14 protein-coding genes are annotated in these 16,400 nt (G+C 71.0%); 10 read left to right on the top strand and 4 right to left on the bottom strand.

Annotation, left to right across the window (positions count from 1 at the left end; genetic code table 11):
- Positions 1 to 15 precede the first annotated feature (15 nt).
- The gene (locus ACH495_RS17285) at positions 16 to 1,035 is read right to left on the bottom strand and encodes a LacI family DNA-binding transcriptional regulator (RefSeq protein ID WP_396858717.1); all 1,020 of its coding nucleotides are present in this window, start codon (positions 1,033 to 1,035) and stop codon (positions 16 to 18) included.
- Positions 1,036 to 1,417: 382 nt separating this feature from the next.
- Here ACH495_RS17285 and ACH495_RS17280 point away from each other — a divergent pair, with 382 nt between their 5' ends.
- From ACH495_RS17280 to ACH495_RS17240, 9 genes are all read left to right on the top strand, one after another.
- On the top strand, positions 1,418 to 2,701 hold the full coding sequence (locus tag ACH495_RS17280) for an ABC transporter substrate-binding protein (protein WP_396858716.1): 1,284 nt from the start codon (positions 1,418 to 1,420) through the stop codon (positions 2,699 to 2,701).
- Between the two features lie 82 nt (positions 2,702 to 2,783).
- Entirely contained in the window at positions 2,784 to 3,797 is a 1,014-nt protein-coding gene (locus ACH495_RS17275; protein WP_396858715.1) for a carbohydrate ABC transporter permease, read from the top strand.
- Between the two features lie 53 nt (positions 3,798 to 3,850).
- Positions 3,851 to 4,693, top strand: coding sequence for a carbohydrate ABC transporter permease (locus tag ACH495_RS17270; RefSeq protein WP_396858999.1), 843 nt, complete (start codon positions 3,851 to 3,853; stop codon positions 4,691 to 4,693).
- Positions 4,690 to 7,131 carry a glycoside hydrolase family 2 protein gene (locus ACH495_RS17265; protein WP_396858714.1) on the top strand — a complete coding sequence of 814 codons (2,442 nt, stop codon included), beginning with the start codon at positions 4,690 to 4,692 and terminating at the stop codon, positions 7,129 to 7,131. The genes ACH495_RS17270 and ACH495_RS17265 overlap by 4 nt, the downstream gene beginning before the upstream one ends.
- Positions 7,132 to 7,231: 100 nt before the next feature.
- Positions 7,232 to 7,810 (top strand): RNA polymerase sigma factor, encoded by a 579-nt coding sequence (locus ACH495_RS17260; RefSeq protein ID WP_396858713.1) that lies wholly within the window; start codon positions 7,232 to 7,234, stop codon positions 7,808 to 7,810.
- A gap of 17 nt (positions 7,811 to 7,827) precedes the next feature.
- Positions 7,828 to 8,673 carry a zf-HC2 domain-containing protein gene (locus ACH495_RS17255; RefSeq protein ID WP_396858712.1) on the top strand — a complete coding sequence of 282 codons (846 nt, stop codon included), beginning with the start codon at positions 7,828 to 7,830 and terminating at the stop codon, positions 8,671 to 8,673.
- Positions 8,670 to 9,527 (top strand): ATP-binding cassette domain-containing protein, encoded by an 858-nt coding sequence (locus tag ACH495_RS17250; RefSeq protein ID WP_396858711.1) that lies wholly within the window; start codon positions 8,670 to 8,672, stop codon positions 9,525 to 9,527. The genes ACH495_RS17255 and ACH495_RS17250 overlap by 4 nt, the downstream gene beginning before the upstream one ends.
- Positions 9,524 to 11,014, top strand: a complete 1,491-nt coding sequence (locus tag ACH495_RS17245) for a hypothetical protein (protein ID WP_396858710.1) — start codon at positions 9,524 to 9,526, stop codon at positions 11,012 to 11,014. Before ACH495_RS17250 ends, ACH495_RS17245 begins: the two co-directional genes overlap by 4 nt.
- Positions 11,011 to 11,667, top strand: coding sequence for a hypothetical protein (locus ACH495_RS17240; RefSeq protein WP_396858709.1), 657 nt, complete (start codon positions 11,011 to 11,013; stop codon positions 11,665 to 11,667). Before ACH495_RS17245 ends, ACH495_RS17240 begins: the two co-directional genes overlap by 4 nt.
- A gap of 38 nt (positions 11,668 to 11,705) precedes the next feature.
- Here the strand turns inward: ACH495_RS17240 and ACH495_RS17235 are convergent, their stop codons facing one another.
- Together ACH495_RS17235 and ACH495_RS17230 are read right to left on the bottom strand one after the other, a co-directional pair.
- The gene (locus ACH495_RS17235) at positions 11,706 to 12,989 is read right to left on the bottom strand and encodes a hypothetical protein (RefSeq protein ID WP_396858708.1); all 1,284 of its coding nucleotides are present in this window, start codon (positions 12,987 to 12,989) and stop codon (positions 11,706 to 11,708) included.
- Positions 12,935 to 13,819 (bottom strand): inositol monophosphatase family protein, encoded by an 885-nt coding sequence (locus tag ACH495_RS17230; protein WP_396858707.1) that lies wholly within the window; start codon positions 13,817 to 13,819, stop codon positions 12,935 to 12,937. The genes ACH495_RS17235 and ACH495_RS17230 overlap by 55 nt, the downstream gene beginning before the upstream one ends.
- A gap of 342 nt (positions 13,820 to 14,161) precedes the next feature.
- Here ACH495_RS17230 and ACH495_RS17225 point away from each other — a divergent pair, with 342 nt between their 5' ends.
- Positions 14,162 to 14,878, top strand: a complete 717-nt coding sequence (locus ACH495_RS17225) for a trypsin-like serine protease (protein WP_396858706.1) — start codon at positions 14,162 to 14,164, stop codon at positions 14,876 to 14,878.
- Between the two features lie 10 nt (positions 14,879 to 14,888).
- Here the strand turns inward: ACH495_RS17225 and ACH495_RS17220 are convergent, their stop codons facing one another.
- On the bottom strand, positions 14,889 to 16,277 hold the full coding sequence (locus ACH495_RS17220; protein WP_396858705.1) for a stress response protein: 1,389 nt from the start codon (positions 16,275 to 16,277) through the stop codon (positions 14,889 to 14,891).
- Between the last annotated feature and the right edge of the window lie 123 nt (positions 16,278 to 16,400).

Below are 16,400 nucleotides of genomic sequence, written 5' to 3'. Positions count from 1 at the left end.
GCTGACTTAACCGGTTCAGCGATGGCGCGGCGGGGCGGTGCTGCCGCGCGGGGTCAGGTGGGCGGTCTCGTCCTGCAACTCGGTCACCGGCTCGCCGGCGATCACGGCGAGGAGCTGCCGGGCGGCGTGCGACCCGTACGCCGGGATGTCCCGGCCCAGCGCGGTCAGCGGCGGGTGCACGAGCTGGCAGAGCGGCGAGTCGTCCCAGGCGACGATGGAGAGGTCGCCGGGGACGGCCAGCCCCATCTCCTGCGCCACGGACAGCCCGGCGATGGCCATCACGTCGTTGTCGTAGATCACCGCGGTCGGGCGGTTGGCGGAACTGAGCAGCCGGCGGGTGGCCCGCGCGCCCTCCTCGCCGGTGTAGTCGGACCAGACCGTGCTCGCCTCGTCCAGCCCGAGCCGCCGACACACGTCGGTGAACGCGTCGGTGCGGATCTCGGTGTGCAGCAGCGAGGGGAGGCCGCCGACCCGGGCGATCCGCCGGTGCCCGAGCGCGACCAGGTATTCGACGGTCTCGACCAGGGCCGCCGCGTCGTCGGACCAGACGCTGGCCAGGCTGCCGGTGTGCCCGGGGCCGCCGATGATCACGGCGGGCAGTTGCAGCTCCTCCAGCGCGGGCACGCGCCGGTCGTCGGTGCGCAGGTCGCAGACGAAGACGCCGTCGACCCGGCGCTCGGCCCACCACCGGCGGTAGACCGCGATCTCCGCCTCCTGGTCGGTGACCACCTGGAGCGTGAGCGCGTACGAGCGGGCGGAGAGTTCCGCCTCGACGCCGCTGATCAGCTCCATGAAGAACGGTTCGATGCCCAGTATCCGGGCGGGCCGGCACAGCGCCAGCCCGACCGCCTTGGCGGTGGCGCCGGAGAGCGCCCGGGCGGCGCTGCTCGGACTGAACCCGATCTCGGCGGCGATGGCCAGGATGCGCTGGCGGGTCGCCTCGGAGACGCCGGGCTGCCCGTTCAGCGCGTACGACACCGCGCCCTTGGAGACCCCGGCGCGCCGGGCGACGTCGGCGATGGTCGGCCGCTTCACCGAAGCGTTCCTCCACTGTGTCCGGCCCTCGCGGGCGCTTCCGGCCGCCGGGTGGCGACGGGGAGTGACGCTACTGCACCGGGCCCGTCGTCCGGTCGGCGCGGCGGCACGCCGGCGACTGAACCGCACAGTTCGGCACTTGTGCGGTTCAGCGTACGGGCATCCGGCCCCGTGTCCACCATCCCGGCGTTGCCGAAACTGCTCCGGAAAGCGCTCCACCACGCATGGTCGCGCTCCCAGAGGGCCCCGAAGGTTACGGGACGGCCTCGCTGTTAACCGGCCGTTGACAGTGCAAAGAGCGAACCGTACGGTGGCCTCACTTATCCGGTTCAGTCAACGTCTCTCGATCTCGGGAGCGTTCCCATTCAGCGCGGAGGATGACATGAAACGGTCCTGGACGCACTGGGCGCGCACGGCCGCCGTCGGTGCCGTCAGCCTGGTCATGGTCGCCGCCTGCAGCGGCAAGAGCACCACCGGCGGCTCGGACGCGGCCGACGGTCAGGTCACGTTGAAGATCAATTTCTGGGGCGACTTCGGCCTTCAGGACCTCAAGACCAAGTACGAGGCCGACCACCCGAACGTCAAGATCCAGCTCAACTCGGGCGAGTACAACGCCCAGCACGAGGACCTGCAGAAGAAGCTCGTCGCCGGCAACGGCGCGCCGGACATCGCGGCGATCGACGAGGGCTTCATGGTCCAGTTCCGCAGCCAGTCCGACAAGTTCGTCAACCTGCTGGACAAGGGCGCCGGGTCGTACGAGAGCAAGTACCTGCCCTGGAAGTGGAAGCAGTCGCTGTCCGCCGACGGCAAGACGCAGATCGGTCTCGGCACCGACGTCGGCGGCCTGGCCATGTGCTACCGCACCGACCTGTTCAAGGCCGCCGGCCTGCCCACCGACCGCGACCAGGTCTCCGCGCTGTGGCCCACCTGGGACAAGTTCCTCGAGGTCGGCCAGCAGTACACCGGCAAGACCAAGAAGAAGTTCATCGACGCCGGCACCAACCTGTTCAACCCGATCCTCGGGCAGCAGCAGGTCGGCTTCTACAACGACCAGGACCAGCTCCAGATGGAGCAGGGCCCGAAGGTCGCGTTCGACTACACGGTCAAGGCCGTCGACAAGGGGCTCTCCGCCAACCTGGTCAGCTTCCAGGCCGACTGGGACAAGGGCTTCACCAGCGGCGCGTTCGCGGTGCTCGCCTGCCCGGCGTGGATGCTCGGCCACATCAAGGACACCGCGCCCGGCACCCAGGGCAAGTGGGACATCGCCGCGGTGCCCGGCGGTGGCGGCAACTGGGGCGGCTCGTTCCTGACCATCCCCAAGCAGGGCAAGCACGTCGACGAGGCGTACAAGCTGCTGGAGTGGCTGGTCGCGCCGGAGCAGCAGATCGAGATCTTCAAGAAGGTCGGCAACCTGCCGTCGCAGCCGGCGCTCTACGCCGACCCGGCCATCGCCGACTTCAAGAACCCGTTCTTCAACAACGCCCCGGTCGGCCAGATCTTCCCGAAGATGGCGCAGGGCCTCACCCCGCAGTACCTGGGCAAGAAGAACGGTCCGACCCGGGTCGCCGTGGAGAACGTCATCCGGCGGGTGGAGAACAAGTCGCTGAAGCCTGATGCCGCCTGGAACGAGGCGGTCAAGGAGGCCGACAAGGCCGCCAAGTCCTGACGCACCACCGGTGCCGGAGCGGAACCGACCCGCTCCGGCACCGCCGTACCCCGTCCACCCTCCTCGGCTCTGGAGTGATCCGATGTCCAGCACCCGTGCCGCGCCCGCGCCGCCGCGCCACCGACCCGCGCCGGAGCGCGGCCGTCGCGGGGCCGACGACCGGCGGCTGACCTGGCGCAACCGGCTGTACCGCTTCGACATGCGCTACATGCCGTACCTGATGATCGCGCCGTTCTTCCTGCTCTTCATCGTGTTCGGGCTGTTCCCGCTGCTGTTCAACGCGGTGGTCTCGCTGCGCAACTACCGCCTGGACGACCCGACGCTGCCCTACTGGGCCGGCGTCGAGAACTTCAGCCGGCTGGTCGCCGACGAGGACTTCTGGAACGCGCTCTACAACACGTTCGGCATCTTCCTGCTCTCCACCGTGCCGCAGCTACTGCTCGCGCTGCTGGTCGCCTCGCTGCTCAACCGGCAACTGCGGGCGCAGACCTGGTGGCGGGTCGGCGTGCTGCTGCCGTACGTGACGCCGATCGTGGCCTCGACCATGGTGTTCAGCGTCTTCTTCTCCCGCGACTTCGGCATGGCCAACTGGGTCCTCGGCCTGCTCGGCATCGGCGGCGGCGACGACCCGATCGACTGGCGGGCCGACAAGCTGCACGCCTGGATCGCCATCGCCACCATGGTCAACTGGAAGTGGATCGGCTACAACGCGCTGCTCTACCTGGCCGCCATGCAGTCCATCCCGCGTGACGTCTACGAGGCCGCCGCGATCGACGGCGCCGGCCAGTGGAAGCAGCTCTGGCGCATCACCGTGCCGATGATCCAGCCGGTGGTCGTGTTCACCGTCATCCTGTCCACCATCGGCGGGCTCCAGCTCTTCACCGAGCCGATGCTGTTCGACCCGAACGCCCAGGCCGCCACCGGCGGACCGAACGGCGAGTGGCAGACGATCGCCCAGCTCATCTACAAGGTCGGCTGGAAGGACCTCAACCTCGGCTACGCCGCGGCCATGTCCTGGGCCCTGTTCCTGATCATCCTGGTCGTCGCCGGGTTGAACTACGTGCTGACGAACCGACTCTCCGGAGGGCGCAAATGACCGCCGTCGCCTCCCCGCCCAGCGCTCCGCCGGCCGCGCGCAAGCGACGCGCCATGGCCCGGGCCCCGCAGGAGACCCCGGCCGGCCTCTGGACCTACCTGTTGCTCGCGGTCAGCATGCTGTTCGCCGCGTTCCCGCTCTACTGGATGTTCGTCATCGCCACCAGCAACGACGAGGCGCTGGCGAAGCTGCCACCGGCGATCATCCCCGGCGACCGGTTCCTGACCAACGTCGACGAGGTCTTCTCCCTCCAGGACGTCTACTTCGCCGCCTCGCTCGTCAACAGCGTCATCGTGTCGACAGTGGTGACCGCCTCGGTGCTGTTCTTCTGCTCGCTGGCCGGGTTCGCGTTCGCCAAGCTGCGCTTCAAGGGCAGCAACGCGCTGATGCTGTTCGTGGTGCTGACGCTGACCGTGCCGAACCAGCTCGGCATCGTCGCGCTCTACATCGTGATGGGCAAGCTCGGCTGGAACGGCACGCTGCTCGCGGTCATCGCGCCCGGCCTGGTCACCGCGTTCGGCGTGTTCTACATGCGGCAGTTCATCGTGAACACCGTCCCGGACGAGCTGGTCGAGTCGGCCCGGGTCGACGGCGCCACGACCATGCGGGTGTACGCGACCATCGTGCTCCCCGCGATCCGCCCGGCCCTCGCCGTGCTCGGCCTGCTCACGTTCGTGGCCACCTGGAACGACTTCCAGTGGCCGCTGATCACGTTGAGCGGCACCGACTTCCCGACCTCGATGGTGGCGGTCTCCGACCTGGCCAGCGGCAACTACGTGATCTACCGGCGGGTGCTGGCCGGCGCGTTCATCGCCACCATCCCCCTGCTGCTGATGCTGTTCATCGGTGGACGCCAGATCGTCCGCGGAATCATGGAAGGCGCGGTGAAGTCGTGAGCCGTTCCACGCTGCTGCACGAGGGTTGGACGCTGCGGGCCGAGCCCGGCCCGCAGGTGCCGCCGCAGATCGCCGGGACCGAGGTGCCGGCCACCGTGCCCGGATGTGTGCACACCGACCTGCTGGCCGCCGGCCTCATCCCCGACCCGTACCTGGACGACAACGAGAACCGGCTCACCTGGATCGGGCGCACCGACTGGGTCTACCAGACCACCTTCGCGTGGCAGCCGGGCGAGGACGACCGGGTCGACCTGGCCTGCGCCGGCCTGGACACGGTAGCCACCGTGACGTTGAACGGCGTCGAGGTGGGCCGCACCGAGAACCAGCACCGGTCCTACCGGTTCGACGTCCGCGCGCTGCTGCGTCCCGGCGACAACACCCTCGCCGTACGCTTCGAGTCGCCCTACCGCTACGCGGAGGCGCACCGGGACCGGCTCGGCGACCGGCCCAACGCGTACCCGGAGCCGTTCCACTTCATCCGCAAGATCGCCTGCAACTTCGGCTGGGACTGGGGACCGACAGTGGTCACCGCCGGCATCTGGCAGGAGATCGGCCTGCACGCCTGGTCCACCGCCCGGCTGGCCGGCGTCCGGCCGCTGGTCACGGTCGTCGACGGCGACGGCCGGGTGGAGCTGCACGTCGACCTGGAGCGGGCCGGCGACGAGCCGCTGACCGTCCGTGCCACCGTCGCCGGGGTCGCCGCCGACGTCACCGTGCCGGCGGGGGAGCGGGCCGCCGTGCTCACCCTCATCGTCCCCGACCCGGCGCTGTGGTGGCCGGTCGGCCACGGCGAGCAGCCGCTGCACGACCTCGACGTCACGCTGCACGCCGCCGACGGCCGGGAGTTGGACGCCGCGTCCCGCCGGATCGGCTTCCGCTCGGTCCGCCTCGACACCACGCCGGACGCCCACGGCACCCCGTTCACGCTGCACGTCAACGACGTGCCGATCTTCGTCAAGGGCGTCAACTGGATCCCCGACGACGCGTTCCCCAACCGGGTCACCCGGGCCCGGCTGACGCAGCGGTTCGGCCAGGCGGTCGACGCGAACGTCAACCTGCTGCGCATCTGGGGCGGCGGCCGGTACGAGTCGGACGACTTCTACGAGCTGGCTGACGAGCTGGGGCTCCTGGTGCAGCAGGACTTCCTGTTCGCCTGCGCGGCGTACCCGGAGGAGGAGCCGTTCCGCACCGAGGTCGAGGCGGAGGCGCGGGAACAGGTGGCCCGACTCGCCGGCCACCCGTCGCTGGTGCTCTGGACCGGCAACAACGAGAACATCTGGGGCTGGCACGACTGGGACTGGCAGGAGCCGCTCGCCGGCCGCACCTGGGGCCGCGGCTACTACCTGGAGCTGCTGCCCACCGTCGTCGGCGAGCTGGACCCGACCGTCCCGTACTGGCCGGGCAGCCCCTGGTCCGGCACCGAGGACCGGCACCCCAACGACCCGGCGCACGGCACCATGCACATCTGGGACGTGTGGAACGACGACGACTACACCAAATATCGCGAGTACGTGCCGCGGTTCGTCGCCGAGTTCGGCTACCAGGCGCCCCCCGCGTACGCGACGCTGCGCCGGTCCCTCTCCGACGAGCCACTCGCGCACGACTCACCGGGCATGACCCACCACCAGAAGGCCATCGACGGGGACCGGAAACTCCAACGTGGGCTGGACGCCCACCTGCCCGCGCCGGCCGACTTCGACGAGTGGCACTACTACACCCAGCTCAACCAGGCCCGCGCCATCCAACTCGGCGTCGAGCACTTCCGCTCGCACCGGCCGGTCTGCATGGGCACCATCGTCTGGCAGCTCAACGACTGCTGGCCGGTCACCTCCTGGGCCGCCGTCGACGGCGACGGCCGACGCAAACCCCTGTGGTACGCGCTGCGCCGCGCGTACGCCGCCCGGCTGCTCACCGTGCAGCCGCGCGACGGCGGGCTGGCGTTGGTCGCGGTGAACGAGACCGGGCAGGCGTGGACCGGGCCGACCACTGTCACCCGGCTCACCGTCACCGGGGAGCCGAGGGCGAAGACCTCGGTCGACCTCGACGTCCCGGCGTACTCCTCGGTGGTGCTGGCGCTGCCGGCGGAGCTGGCGCGGCCGGACGAGGCCCGCCGTGAGCTGCTGGTCGCGGACGCCGGCGACACCGCGGAGCGCGCGCTGTGGTTCTTCGCCGAGGACCGCGACGTCGACTGGCCGGCGGCGGAGTGGGACGCGACTGTCGAGCCGGCGGACGGCGGCCAGCGGGTCCGGGTGACCGCCCGGACCGTGCTGCGCGACCTGACGCTCTTCCCGGACCGGCTGGACCCGTCCGCGCAGGTCGACGCGGCGTTGGTGACGCTGCTGCCGGGCGAGACGGCCGTCTTCACGGTGCACGCCGCGCGCCCGCTCGACGCGGCGGCGCTGACGCGCCGCCCGGTGCTGCGCTGCGTGAACAGGTAAGGAGGGGCCCCCGCTTAACGCATTCTGCATAGGCGGGGGCCCCTATTAACAGCTGGTGCCGCCGTGAACCGAACGCGGGCGCGACCGCGATAGTTCTTGTGTGCAGCGGAAGAGCCAAGGCGGGGACGGGCCCGTCACGGAACGCAGCAGCGACGTCGAGCTGCTGCGCGCGGTGGCCCGGTCGCAGGTCGACGCGCTGCAACTCCTGCACCGGCGGCACGCCCCGTGGCTGCGCGCCCGGCTGACCCGGCGCTGCGCCGACCCCGACGTCGTCGACGCCGCTGTCCAGGACACGTTCGTGGCGGTGTGGCGCGACGCCCACCGGTACGCGGACACCGGCGCGGACGCCGCCGGGTGGATCTGGACCATCGCCATCCGACGTCTGATCTCCACCATGCGCGGGCCGGCCCATCGATGGCTGGGCGGCTCCGGGGAGAGCCTGCCCGACGGGGCCGCGACGACGCCGTCCGCCGAGGAACTGGTGCTGCTCGGCGTCGAGCACGGCGACCTGGGCACCGCGCTGTCCCGCCTCCCGCCCGAGCTGAGGGCGGTCATCCAGAGCACCGCGATCGACGGGCTGACGGTGCGCGAGGCGGCCCGACTGCTCGGCGTTCCGGAGGGCACCGCCAAGACCCGCCTGATGCGGGCCCGGGCACGACTGCGGGAGTTGCTGGCATGAACGCGGAGGAGGGACGGATGAGCTGGCACGTGCACCCGGAGCTGATCGACGAATATCAGCGGGGTGGGCTCGACACGCCCCGGGTGATGGCGGTGGAGGCCCACCTGACCGGCTGCCCGCCCTGCCGGAGCACCGTCACGGTCGATGTCCGCTGGCTCGACGACAACTTCCAGGCCGTGCTCGACGTGGTGCAGGCGCCGCGCCGCAGTCTCGCCGAACGGGCGCTGTGCCGGCTGGGCGTGCCCGAGCACCGGGCGCTCGTCCTGGCGGCCACCCCGGCGTTGCGCCGCTCCTGGCTGGCGGCCACGGCGGTGGTGCTCGCCTTTGCCGTCTCGGCCGCCTACCTGGGCCGGGAGGGGCAGCCCACCCTGCTGTGGTTCCTCGTGGCGGCGCCGGTGCTGCCGGTGCTCGCCGTGGCGACCGCGTACGGCGCGGTGGTCGACCGCCTGCACGAGATCACCTCGACGACGCCGACGGCCGGCCCGGGTCTGGTGCTGTGGCGGGCCCTGGCCGTGGTGGGCGTGTCGATGAGCATGGGCGTCGTGGCCGCCATGCTGCTGCCCGACCGCGGTTGGTACGCGGTGGCCTGGCTGCTGCCGGCGTTCCTGCTCTGCCTCGGCTCCCTGGCCCTGGCCACGGTGATGCCGCTGCCGCTGGCCGCCGGCCTGCTCGGCGGCGGCTGGCTGACCACGGTGACCGTGTTGACGAACGTCCTGGCCACCCCCGGCGTCCCGGTCGACGCGGCGGTGCGGCGGCAGCTCTTCGGGCCGGCGGCGCAGGCGGCATATCTGGTCGCCGGGCTGGTGGCCGCCCTGATCCTGATCATGCGGCGACGCCGCCTCGAACCGGGAGGGTCCCGTTGACCACCGTTCGCATCGCCGGGCTCGGCAAGCGGTTCGGCTCCACCGTCGCCCTGGACGACGTCGACCTGGAGATCGGGACCGGGCTGACCGGTTTCCTCGGCCCCAACGGCGCGGGCAAGACGACCCTGTTGCGCTGCCTGGCCACGGCGCTGGCCCCCGACCGCGGCCGGCTCGAGATCCTCGGGCGCGACCCGACCGTGGTCGAGCAGCGGACCGACCTGCGCCGCCGCCTCGGCTACCTGCCGCAGAATCCGGGGCTCTACCCGAACTTCACCGCCTTCGCCCTGCTCGACTACGTCGCCGTGCTCAAGGAACTGACCGACCGGCGCGAACGGCACCGCGAGGTGCGCCGGGTGCTGGCGGAGGTCCAGCTCAGCGACCGGGCCGGGACGAAGGTCCGCAAGCTGTCCGGCGGGATGCGGCAGCGGGTGGCGCTGGCCCAGGCCCTGTTGGGCAACCCGGAGCTGGTGATCCTCGACGAGCCGACCGTGGGGCTCGATCCCGAACAGCGGATGAGCTTCCGCGCCCTGATCTCCCGCCTCGGCGAGAGCCGGACCGTGCTGCTGTCCACCCACCAGACGGAGGACGTGGGCGCGCTGTGCGAACGGGTCGTCGTCATGCGGGACGGACGTACCGTCTTCGACGGCACGCCGCCCGCCCTCGCCGGCCTGGCCGGTGACCGGGTCTGGCTGTCCGCGCAGCCGCCGGGCGGCTCGCGCACCTACTGGCGTACGGCGGACGGCCGGTACCGGACGCTGGGTGAGCGACCGGACGGTGGAGAGCCGACCGCGCCCTCGCTCGAGGACGGCTACCTGACGTTGCTCGGCCCCGCCGCTGTCGGGACGCCGCGATGAGCGTCAGCACCGTGGGGCCGTCCGCCGTCCGGCCGGTACCCCCACCTCGGGTGGCCACCCGGGCCCTCGCGCGCGCCGAGACGCGGATCCTCCTGCGGAGCGTGACGCTCTGGGCCGGCGCGGCGGTGACCGTGGCGTTGGGCACCGTGTGGGGCTGGACCCGGATGCCGACCTGGGACAGCATCGCCGACGACGCCGGCATGGCCGCGGTGGTGCTGGCCGGCGTCCTGCTCGCGCTCGGACACCTCGCCGCGTCCCGCGACCAGCGGTACGCAGCGACCGAGGCGACCACCAGCCTGCCGGCCGGGCCGGCCCGGCGGACGATCGCGTTGCTCGTGCTGATCCCGGTCGCCGGGCTGCTGGCCGTGCTCGTCCTGGGCGCCCAACTGGTGTTGCTGCTGCCGGACGTGCCGGCCGGCACCTTCGACGGGTGGAACCTGGCACCCGTCGTGCTGGTCCCGCCGATCGGCGTCGCCCTCGGGATCACGGTGGGCCGGTGGCTGCCGGCGACCGCGGCCGGCCCCCTCGCGGTGGTGGCCGGCGCGATGACGGTTCTCCTGCTGCCCGCCGTCGGCGGCGACAACGTCGGCCGGTGGCTGTCACCGGTGCTGCTGACGCCGAACTGGGCGCCGGGTGCTCCGGAGCCGACCGGTTGGCACGCGGCCTACCTGCTGGCGCTGCTGGCCGTGGTGGTGGCGGGCGCCCTGGCGCGGCACCGCACGGTGGTGTCGGCGGTGGTCGCGGTGCTCGCCGTGGCGCTGGGCGCGGTGGCGGTGTCGCAGCAGGCGCGGGACCGGCCGGGCAGCGTCGACATGCCGGTGACCGAGGCGATGATGGACGGGTACGTCGGGCCCACCGTCCTGCGGTGCGAGGAGCACGACGCGGTGCGGTACTGCGCGCTGCCGGGCTACCGGCGGTGGATTCCGCTGTGGCGGGACGCCGTCGCTCCGGTGGTGCGGGCCGTGCCGGCGGGCGTGGCCGGTGCCCTGCCGGGCGTACGGCAGCACGTCGGCGTCCGATTGTTGCCGCCGGTCTCGGTGGCGCCGCCGACCGTGGACGTCGACCTCGTCTGGGGCCGACACGGCACCTGGGCGGCGCAGTCCCGGGTCGGCCTGGTCCAGCGGTACGTGCGGGCCGTGACCGCCCTGCCGCAGCCGACCGCTGACGATCCGTTCGGCGAACGGACGTGTTCGGGCGCGGGCCAGCTCCGCACCGTCGTGGCGCTGTGGCTGATCGCGCAGGCGCTGCCCGACGGCCGGGCGATGCTGGACGGCAACCAGGTGCGACTCGGCCGGCTGACGGCAGGCCGGGCGGAGACCGCCGCCGCCGTCGCGCTGCTCGGCCAGCCGCGTGCCCGGGTGACGGCGGTCCTGGCGGCGCACTGGGACGCCGTCGTCTCGGCCGCGCCGGTCGGCGACCTCCTCCATCCGCTCGGCGTCGGACGCCTCGCCCCCGTGGGGACCGACCAGGCCACGTCGTGCCGGTGAGCGTGCGCCGGCGGCAGGCTCTCCTCCTGGTACGACCGCTGCTCCGCGCGGTGCCGTGGGGACCGCCCGCGGTGGCCGCGTCGATGGCGGTCCTCGCCGTGCTGCCCGCCCTGCTCGACGACCCCGCACCGGGGGCGGCGCTGTGGGGGCTGCGGGTGGCGGCGGTGCTGTTCGGGGCGGCGGCGAGCTTCGCGATGGTGGACCCGATGGCCCCGATGACTGTCGGGCCCACGCCACGCTGGCTGCGCCAGTGGCTGCGGCTGCTGGTGGTCTCGGCACCGGCGGCGATCGGCTGGCTGGCGCTGTACGCCATGGTGCGCGGCGCCGCGGGCACCTCCGCCGTCGGACCTGCCGGGGACGTCTTCGTCGAGGCCGCCGTGTGCGGGCTGACCGGCCTCGCCGGGGCCGCCGTCGTCGCCCGCTACCGGCACTCGTCGACGGCGGCGCTGGCCGGGCCCGGCACCCAGGCGGTCCTCGTGGCGGCGAGCCTCTTCCTCAGCGAGGCGTACTCGCCGTGGCCGATGCCGGGCGAGCCGAGTTGGTCGCTCGTGCACCGGTACTGGCTGGCCGCCCTGCCGGTCGTCGTGGCGGTGCTACTCCTCGCGAACCGGGACACCGTAAGGAGGGGCCCCCTATTAACGCATTCTGCATAGGCGGGGGCCCCGCTTAACACCTGACGCTGGGTGTCGCGTCAGCGTCCGGCCCGCTTCCACGCCCGATAGAACTCCTTGTAGAGGAACCGCTGCACCGGCGTGCCGGTGGCAGCCATCTGCTTGCCGATCACCCGGGCTCCGATCCACATTCCCGAGACCTTCGGAATACCCGGCACCGACTCGGCCACGGACGCCACACCATTGACGAGTTCCTGCTCCACCGTCGACAACGCGATCTTGCGAAACCCGAGGCGTTCGAGCAGTTGTTTCTTCGCCTCGTCGATGTCCCGTGCGAGGCGAAGGTAGTCCTCGTCGGTGACGCACCTGGCGACGGCCGCTCGCAGGTCGGCTGCCTTCTGCCGATACTCGCCGATGCGGCTGACCACCAGGTCGACCCATGCGTTGTCGCCCAGCCTGCCGGTCTCCGAGGCCTGCCAGAGTCGGCCGCCGAGGAGTGGTAGCTCCAGCTCGAGCAGCCGTACCTGATGGGTGTCGCTCTCGCTCGCCGCGGTGGCGAGCGACTGGTGGATACCGCGAATGGCCTTGATGACGTCGAGTACGACTCCCTCGGCCGCGCCTTCGCGGGACAGGTCGAAGGTGAGGAGGAAGTCTCTGCGTATGGGGTGTGCCTGGTAGGAGAGCCCTGTGGCATCCGCTCTCGACCGGTACTTGAGCCCTCGGGCCAGGGTGGCCGCGACGTACACCTCCTCACCCGGCGGGGCCATCGACTGCAGTGGCCCCCGTAGGACGATCGAGGCCGCCCTCGCCCACTCGCCGAAGGGGTCGTCCTCCACACCGTCGGAGGTCGCGATCCGGTCCGCGTGATGACCGGCGACGCGGACATGTGCGGCCTGGAACGTGGACCAGCCATGGATACGCCTCGACAGCGAGTTACGGGTGCCGGGCATGGCGTCGTCGCAGGCGAGCGCCTGCTCGATGAACTGCCCGAGCGCCCGGCTTCCCCGCCAGCTCTGCAGATCCTGAAGAGCGGACTCCTCGGCGGTCCGAGCGGCCTGACTCTCATCGGCGTCCAGGTGCAGCGGATGGAGCAGCTTGGCCTCTGCCAACGCCCGGAGCAGGAGAGGCTTGGTGCCGAAGTCCGCAGCGGTAGGTCGTGCGAGCACCGGGTGGGCGACCCACACCCGGTTCATGAAGATCAATGACTGGATCAGCTCGACGAACGCTTGGCGCGCGAACGGATCGCCAGGTTGCGCGCGGCGGTTCTGGGCGGTGACGAAATCATCGGCACCGATGATCGACGTGACGTCTACGAGGACTTCGGTGTTTCGGTGCGGGAGTTCCGCGCTACCTCCACGAACCACTTGACTGCCTCCGGGCGACCCATCACGGTGCTGGCGAAAGTCGGTTCTGGCTGAGCGAGCGTCTCGATGGACACGGGTAGACGCCTGTTTCCATCGATGTCCGTAGACATTAGACCGACGATCTCACCCAGGCACAAGCCCGCCAAGCCGTCCCAGACCTTCTGTCGCCGGCGATGGAAGAGGTCGAAGCGCGGTGCGCCCTCGACAAGGTCGGTGAGGTCCAGCGCGGTGCGGAGCATGTCGAGCGTCTGTGACGTGGTGCGGGTCTTCAACCGGTATCCAGCCCTGACCATGGCCGACTCGTGAGGCGGTGCCTCGGACGTCGCACTGCGTGTCAGAGATGCGACAAGTGCGGGCGCCGGCCCGTTGTTGAGCGTAGCGGGCAGTCCGTTGACAAGGATCGTGCTGTCGGCTCGGGACGCGTGCACGACCACCGGCGCACGGCCGGTGCCGAGTTCCGGGGCGACGATGAGTGCCGCCACCGGCTCCCGCCGTTCCAACAGGCAGACGACGGAGCAGAACTCGGTGCTCTGCGGTCGGACGAACTCTGCCGTGCCGTCGATCGGATCGATGATCCAGATCCGTTCGGGCTCCTCGTCGACGTCGGGCCGCCAACTCCCGCTACCCGATTCCTCTGCCAGCACCCGGGCCGCCGGATCCACGGCGCGGAGCCTGTCGATGATCATCTTCTCTACTGCGAGGTCGGCCTCCGTGAGCAAGGTCTGGTCGGCCTTCTCCTGTACGTCGATCTCTGACAACCGGGACCGATAGGCGGCAAGGGTGCTGAGAATCTCCGTCGCCAGCTCGGACCACAGCCGCTCAAGGTTCATCGACACTCCTACACGCCTGTGTGGGACAAGCCTGCCAGTGGTGGAGCCCCATCCTCCCACCACTTCTCCTCGCCCGTACCCTCAGGCACGAGAAGCCAGCTCAGCACCAGGGTTCGTCAGCGGGTGCGCTTGGTCCGGCCGATGAGAGTGTCGGTGGCGCGGTCAGCAAAGCGTCAGCACCAACCGCTACGCCTGATCGAAGTCGTTGTCGTGGCGGGCTGCGCGGCGCGCCGGACCGCGTCATCACCTCGAAACCGCTTTGTCATCCAGTCTTTCTGCTGCCCGGATGCGACATCGATTACGGTCATCGAATCAACATTTTCTACGAAGGGGAGAGCCCTGTTGAAGATCGGACGAATGTTCCGCTCAGGTGCCGCAGCCGCCGCGGCGGCCGGCCTCGCCGTCGCGCTGGTGTTCGCCGGCTCGACGCCGGCATCGGCCATCTGGGGCGGCACCACCAGCGGGGTGCTCCGTGGCCAGGTCAACGTCTGGGCCGACTCCGGAGCGAAATACCTGTGCACGGGGACGCTGATCGGTCAGCGTTGGGTGCTCACCGCCAAGCACTGCCTCGAAGACGAGGACGCCGGAAAGCTCAAGATCTGGACCGGAGACCGCAGGCCGAAGTACGGCGAGGGAGTCCCGGTCAGCGGCTGGGTGCCCAACAACAAGTACGACGTCGCGGTGATGCAGCTGCAGTGGTCCGTGCGCAACGTGGACCTCATCGCGAAGTACAACGCCAACTCGATCCTGAAGTCGGGCGTCACCGTCGCCGTGCGGGGCTGGGGCCGTGATCAGCCATCCGTCCCCTCGTCGGCGCCGACCTCGTCGCTCCGGGTCTGCTCCATGTCCGTGGAGGGGTCCGCCGTGGACGAGATGCTGCTGACTCCCATCAACGGGATTCCGTTGAAGGGAGATTCGGGCGCGGGCGTCTGGCAGGGCGACCGCGTCTATGGGGTCTTCTACGCAGACTCGGTGGACCTTACCCGCGGTTATGCCACCCAGACGTCGGTGGTCGCCTCCTGGATCGAAGAATGGACGAACATCCCCGGAGTGAGCTGACCACGCAGCCTCACCCGTTCCTCGTCGCTCCTTCGTCGCCCGCCGCCGACGGGGCGTCGAGGTCGGGGCTGTCCTGCGAGGAGATGGCGGTGGAGACGAGACTCGCGGCGACCGGCTGCACGGGCGTGACGTCGTCCGGTGTACGCAGGCGTGGCGGCGCGGGCAGCCACGGCTTCAGGTTCTGGATGATCTGTTCGTAGAAGTCGTCGACCGCGTGCAGCACGGAGTCGATGAACGCGCCCCGCCCGCTGCCCCGCTTGGTGCCCGCCGCCGTGCTCTGCGCGACCCGGAACGACCGCAGCTCACGGGCGGGGTCGGTGATCAGCGTGGTGGGCTCGGCGCGGACCTGCCGCAGGAGATCCGTCGCGCCACCGCCCCGGGCGTGCAGGGCGAACGCCTCGATCCGTACCGTCTCCGGCGCGTCCTTCAGTTGGCGGACCAGCCAGTTCACCCTCGTGGTCGGTCGGCCGGTGCGGGGGGCGTCCACGTCGACGTGGCAGACGATCTGCCCGGCCCGCAGGTCGGCGGTGACGTGGAGGTGGCCGACCGCGCCCGGAATCCGGATGCTGCCGGTCAGGGTGCCGGTGGTGACGAGCTGGTTGACAAGTGACTGGGTGCGTGCGGCCGGGTCGGCCAGGTCGCGCCGGCTGAGCGCGGGCGTGACGTCGGTGCCCAACTGCCGGCCGAGACGCAGGCAGGCGTACCGGATCAGGGCGTCGAAGCGGCCGGCCACCTCGGCCGCGCCGCCGTCGCCGGCCCGCAGCGTTCCGGCCGACACCCCATCGCGTACGGGGACCCAGGCCGGCCCCATGTCGCTGAACTCCAGCGCGCCCGAGCGCGGGTGTTCGAGGTACCTGATCAGCTCGCCCAGGACCCATGCCTGGTCCGGGTCGGCGACCCCGCGGTACTCCTTCTGGATCACCGCCTGGGTCAGGATCTCCGTCCAGGGCAGGTGGTAGAGCGCGACCTTGCGCAGCTTCCGGCGGTCGATGGTGGTCGGATGCTGGCCGGGAACGGGGGCGATCTCGTTGGAGATCGTGATGAGAGCGTCGAAGCCCTGCTCCCGGGCGATGTCCAGGTACGCCTCCACCTGCTCGGACCGCAGCGCGTTGCTGCCGGTCTTCACCTCCACCAGCGCGGTCCACTGCCGCTGCCCGCGCGTGACGCGGATGAGGCCGTCCGGGAAGAGTTGCTGGGTGCCGAGCTTGAACGGGACCTCGATGAACGTCTGCACCGTGCCGGCCGGTGCGCCGAGGGACTGGGTCAGCACCCGCCCGAACTCCCGTACCGCGCTCATCACCGCCAACAGGGCGGACGTCGCCCGGCGTTCCTGCTCCTCCGCGCCGTTGATGCCGGAGGTGGGGATCAGGCGGGCGGCGAGCCAGGTCTCCTCGGACATGCGATGACTCCTCGTGAAGGCGGTGGTACGAGAAGTTACCTGCGGGCCGGCCCGGAAAGCGGCGTGATCGTTGGCGCGTACGCACGAAAAGAGTTGACCGGTCGGGTGCCGGGCGACCCGCCC

Source organism: Micromonospora sp. NPDC018662 (assembly GCF_044391475.1).
GTDB lineage: Bacteria > Actinomycetota > Actinomycetes > Mycobacteriales > Micromonosporaceae > Micromonospora.
This window is presented reverse-complemented; position numbering and strand designations above follow the sequence as displayed.

Coding starts and splice junctions, on each gene's coding strand:
- ACH495_RS17280 (WP_396858716.1), top strand. CDS start 1,418: ATGAAACGGTCCTGGACGCACTGGGCGCGCACGGCCGCCGTCGGTGCC.
- ACH495_RS17275 (WP_396858715.1), top strand. CDS start 2,784: ATGTCCAGCACCCGTGCCGCGCCCGCGCCGCCGCGCCACCGACCCGCG.
- ACH495_RS17270 (WP_396858999.1), top strand. CDS start 3,851: ATGGCCCGGGCCCCGCAGGAGACCCCGGCCGGCCTCTGGACCTACCTG.
- ACH495_RS17255 (WP_396858712.1), top strand. CDS start 7,828: ATGAGCTGGCACGTGCACCCGGAGCTGATCGACGAATATCAGCGGGGT.
- ACH495_RS17245 (WP_396858710.1), top strand. CDS start 9,524: ATGAGCGTCAGCACCGTGGGGCCGTCCGCCGTCCGGCCGGTACCCCCA.
- ACH495_RS17230 (WP_396858707.1), bottom strand. CDS start 13,819: ATGAACCTTGAGCGGCTGTGGTCCGAGCTGGCGACGGAGATTCTCAGC.
- ACH495_RS17220 (WP_396858705.1), bottom strand. CDS start 16,277: ATGTCCGAGGAGACCTGGCTCGCCGCCCGCCTGATCCCCACCTCCGGC.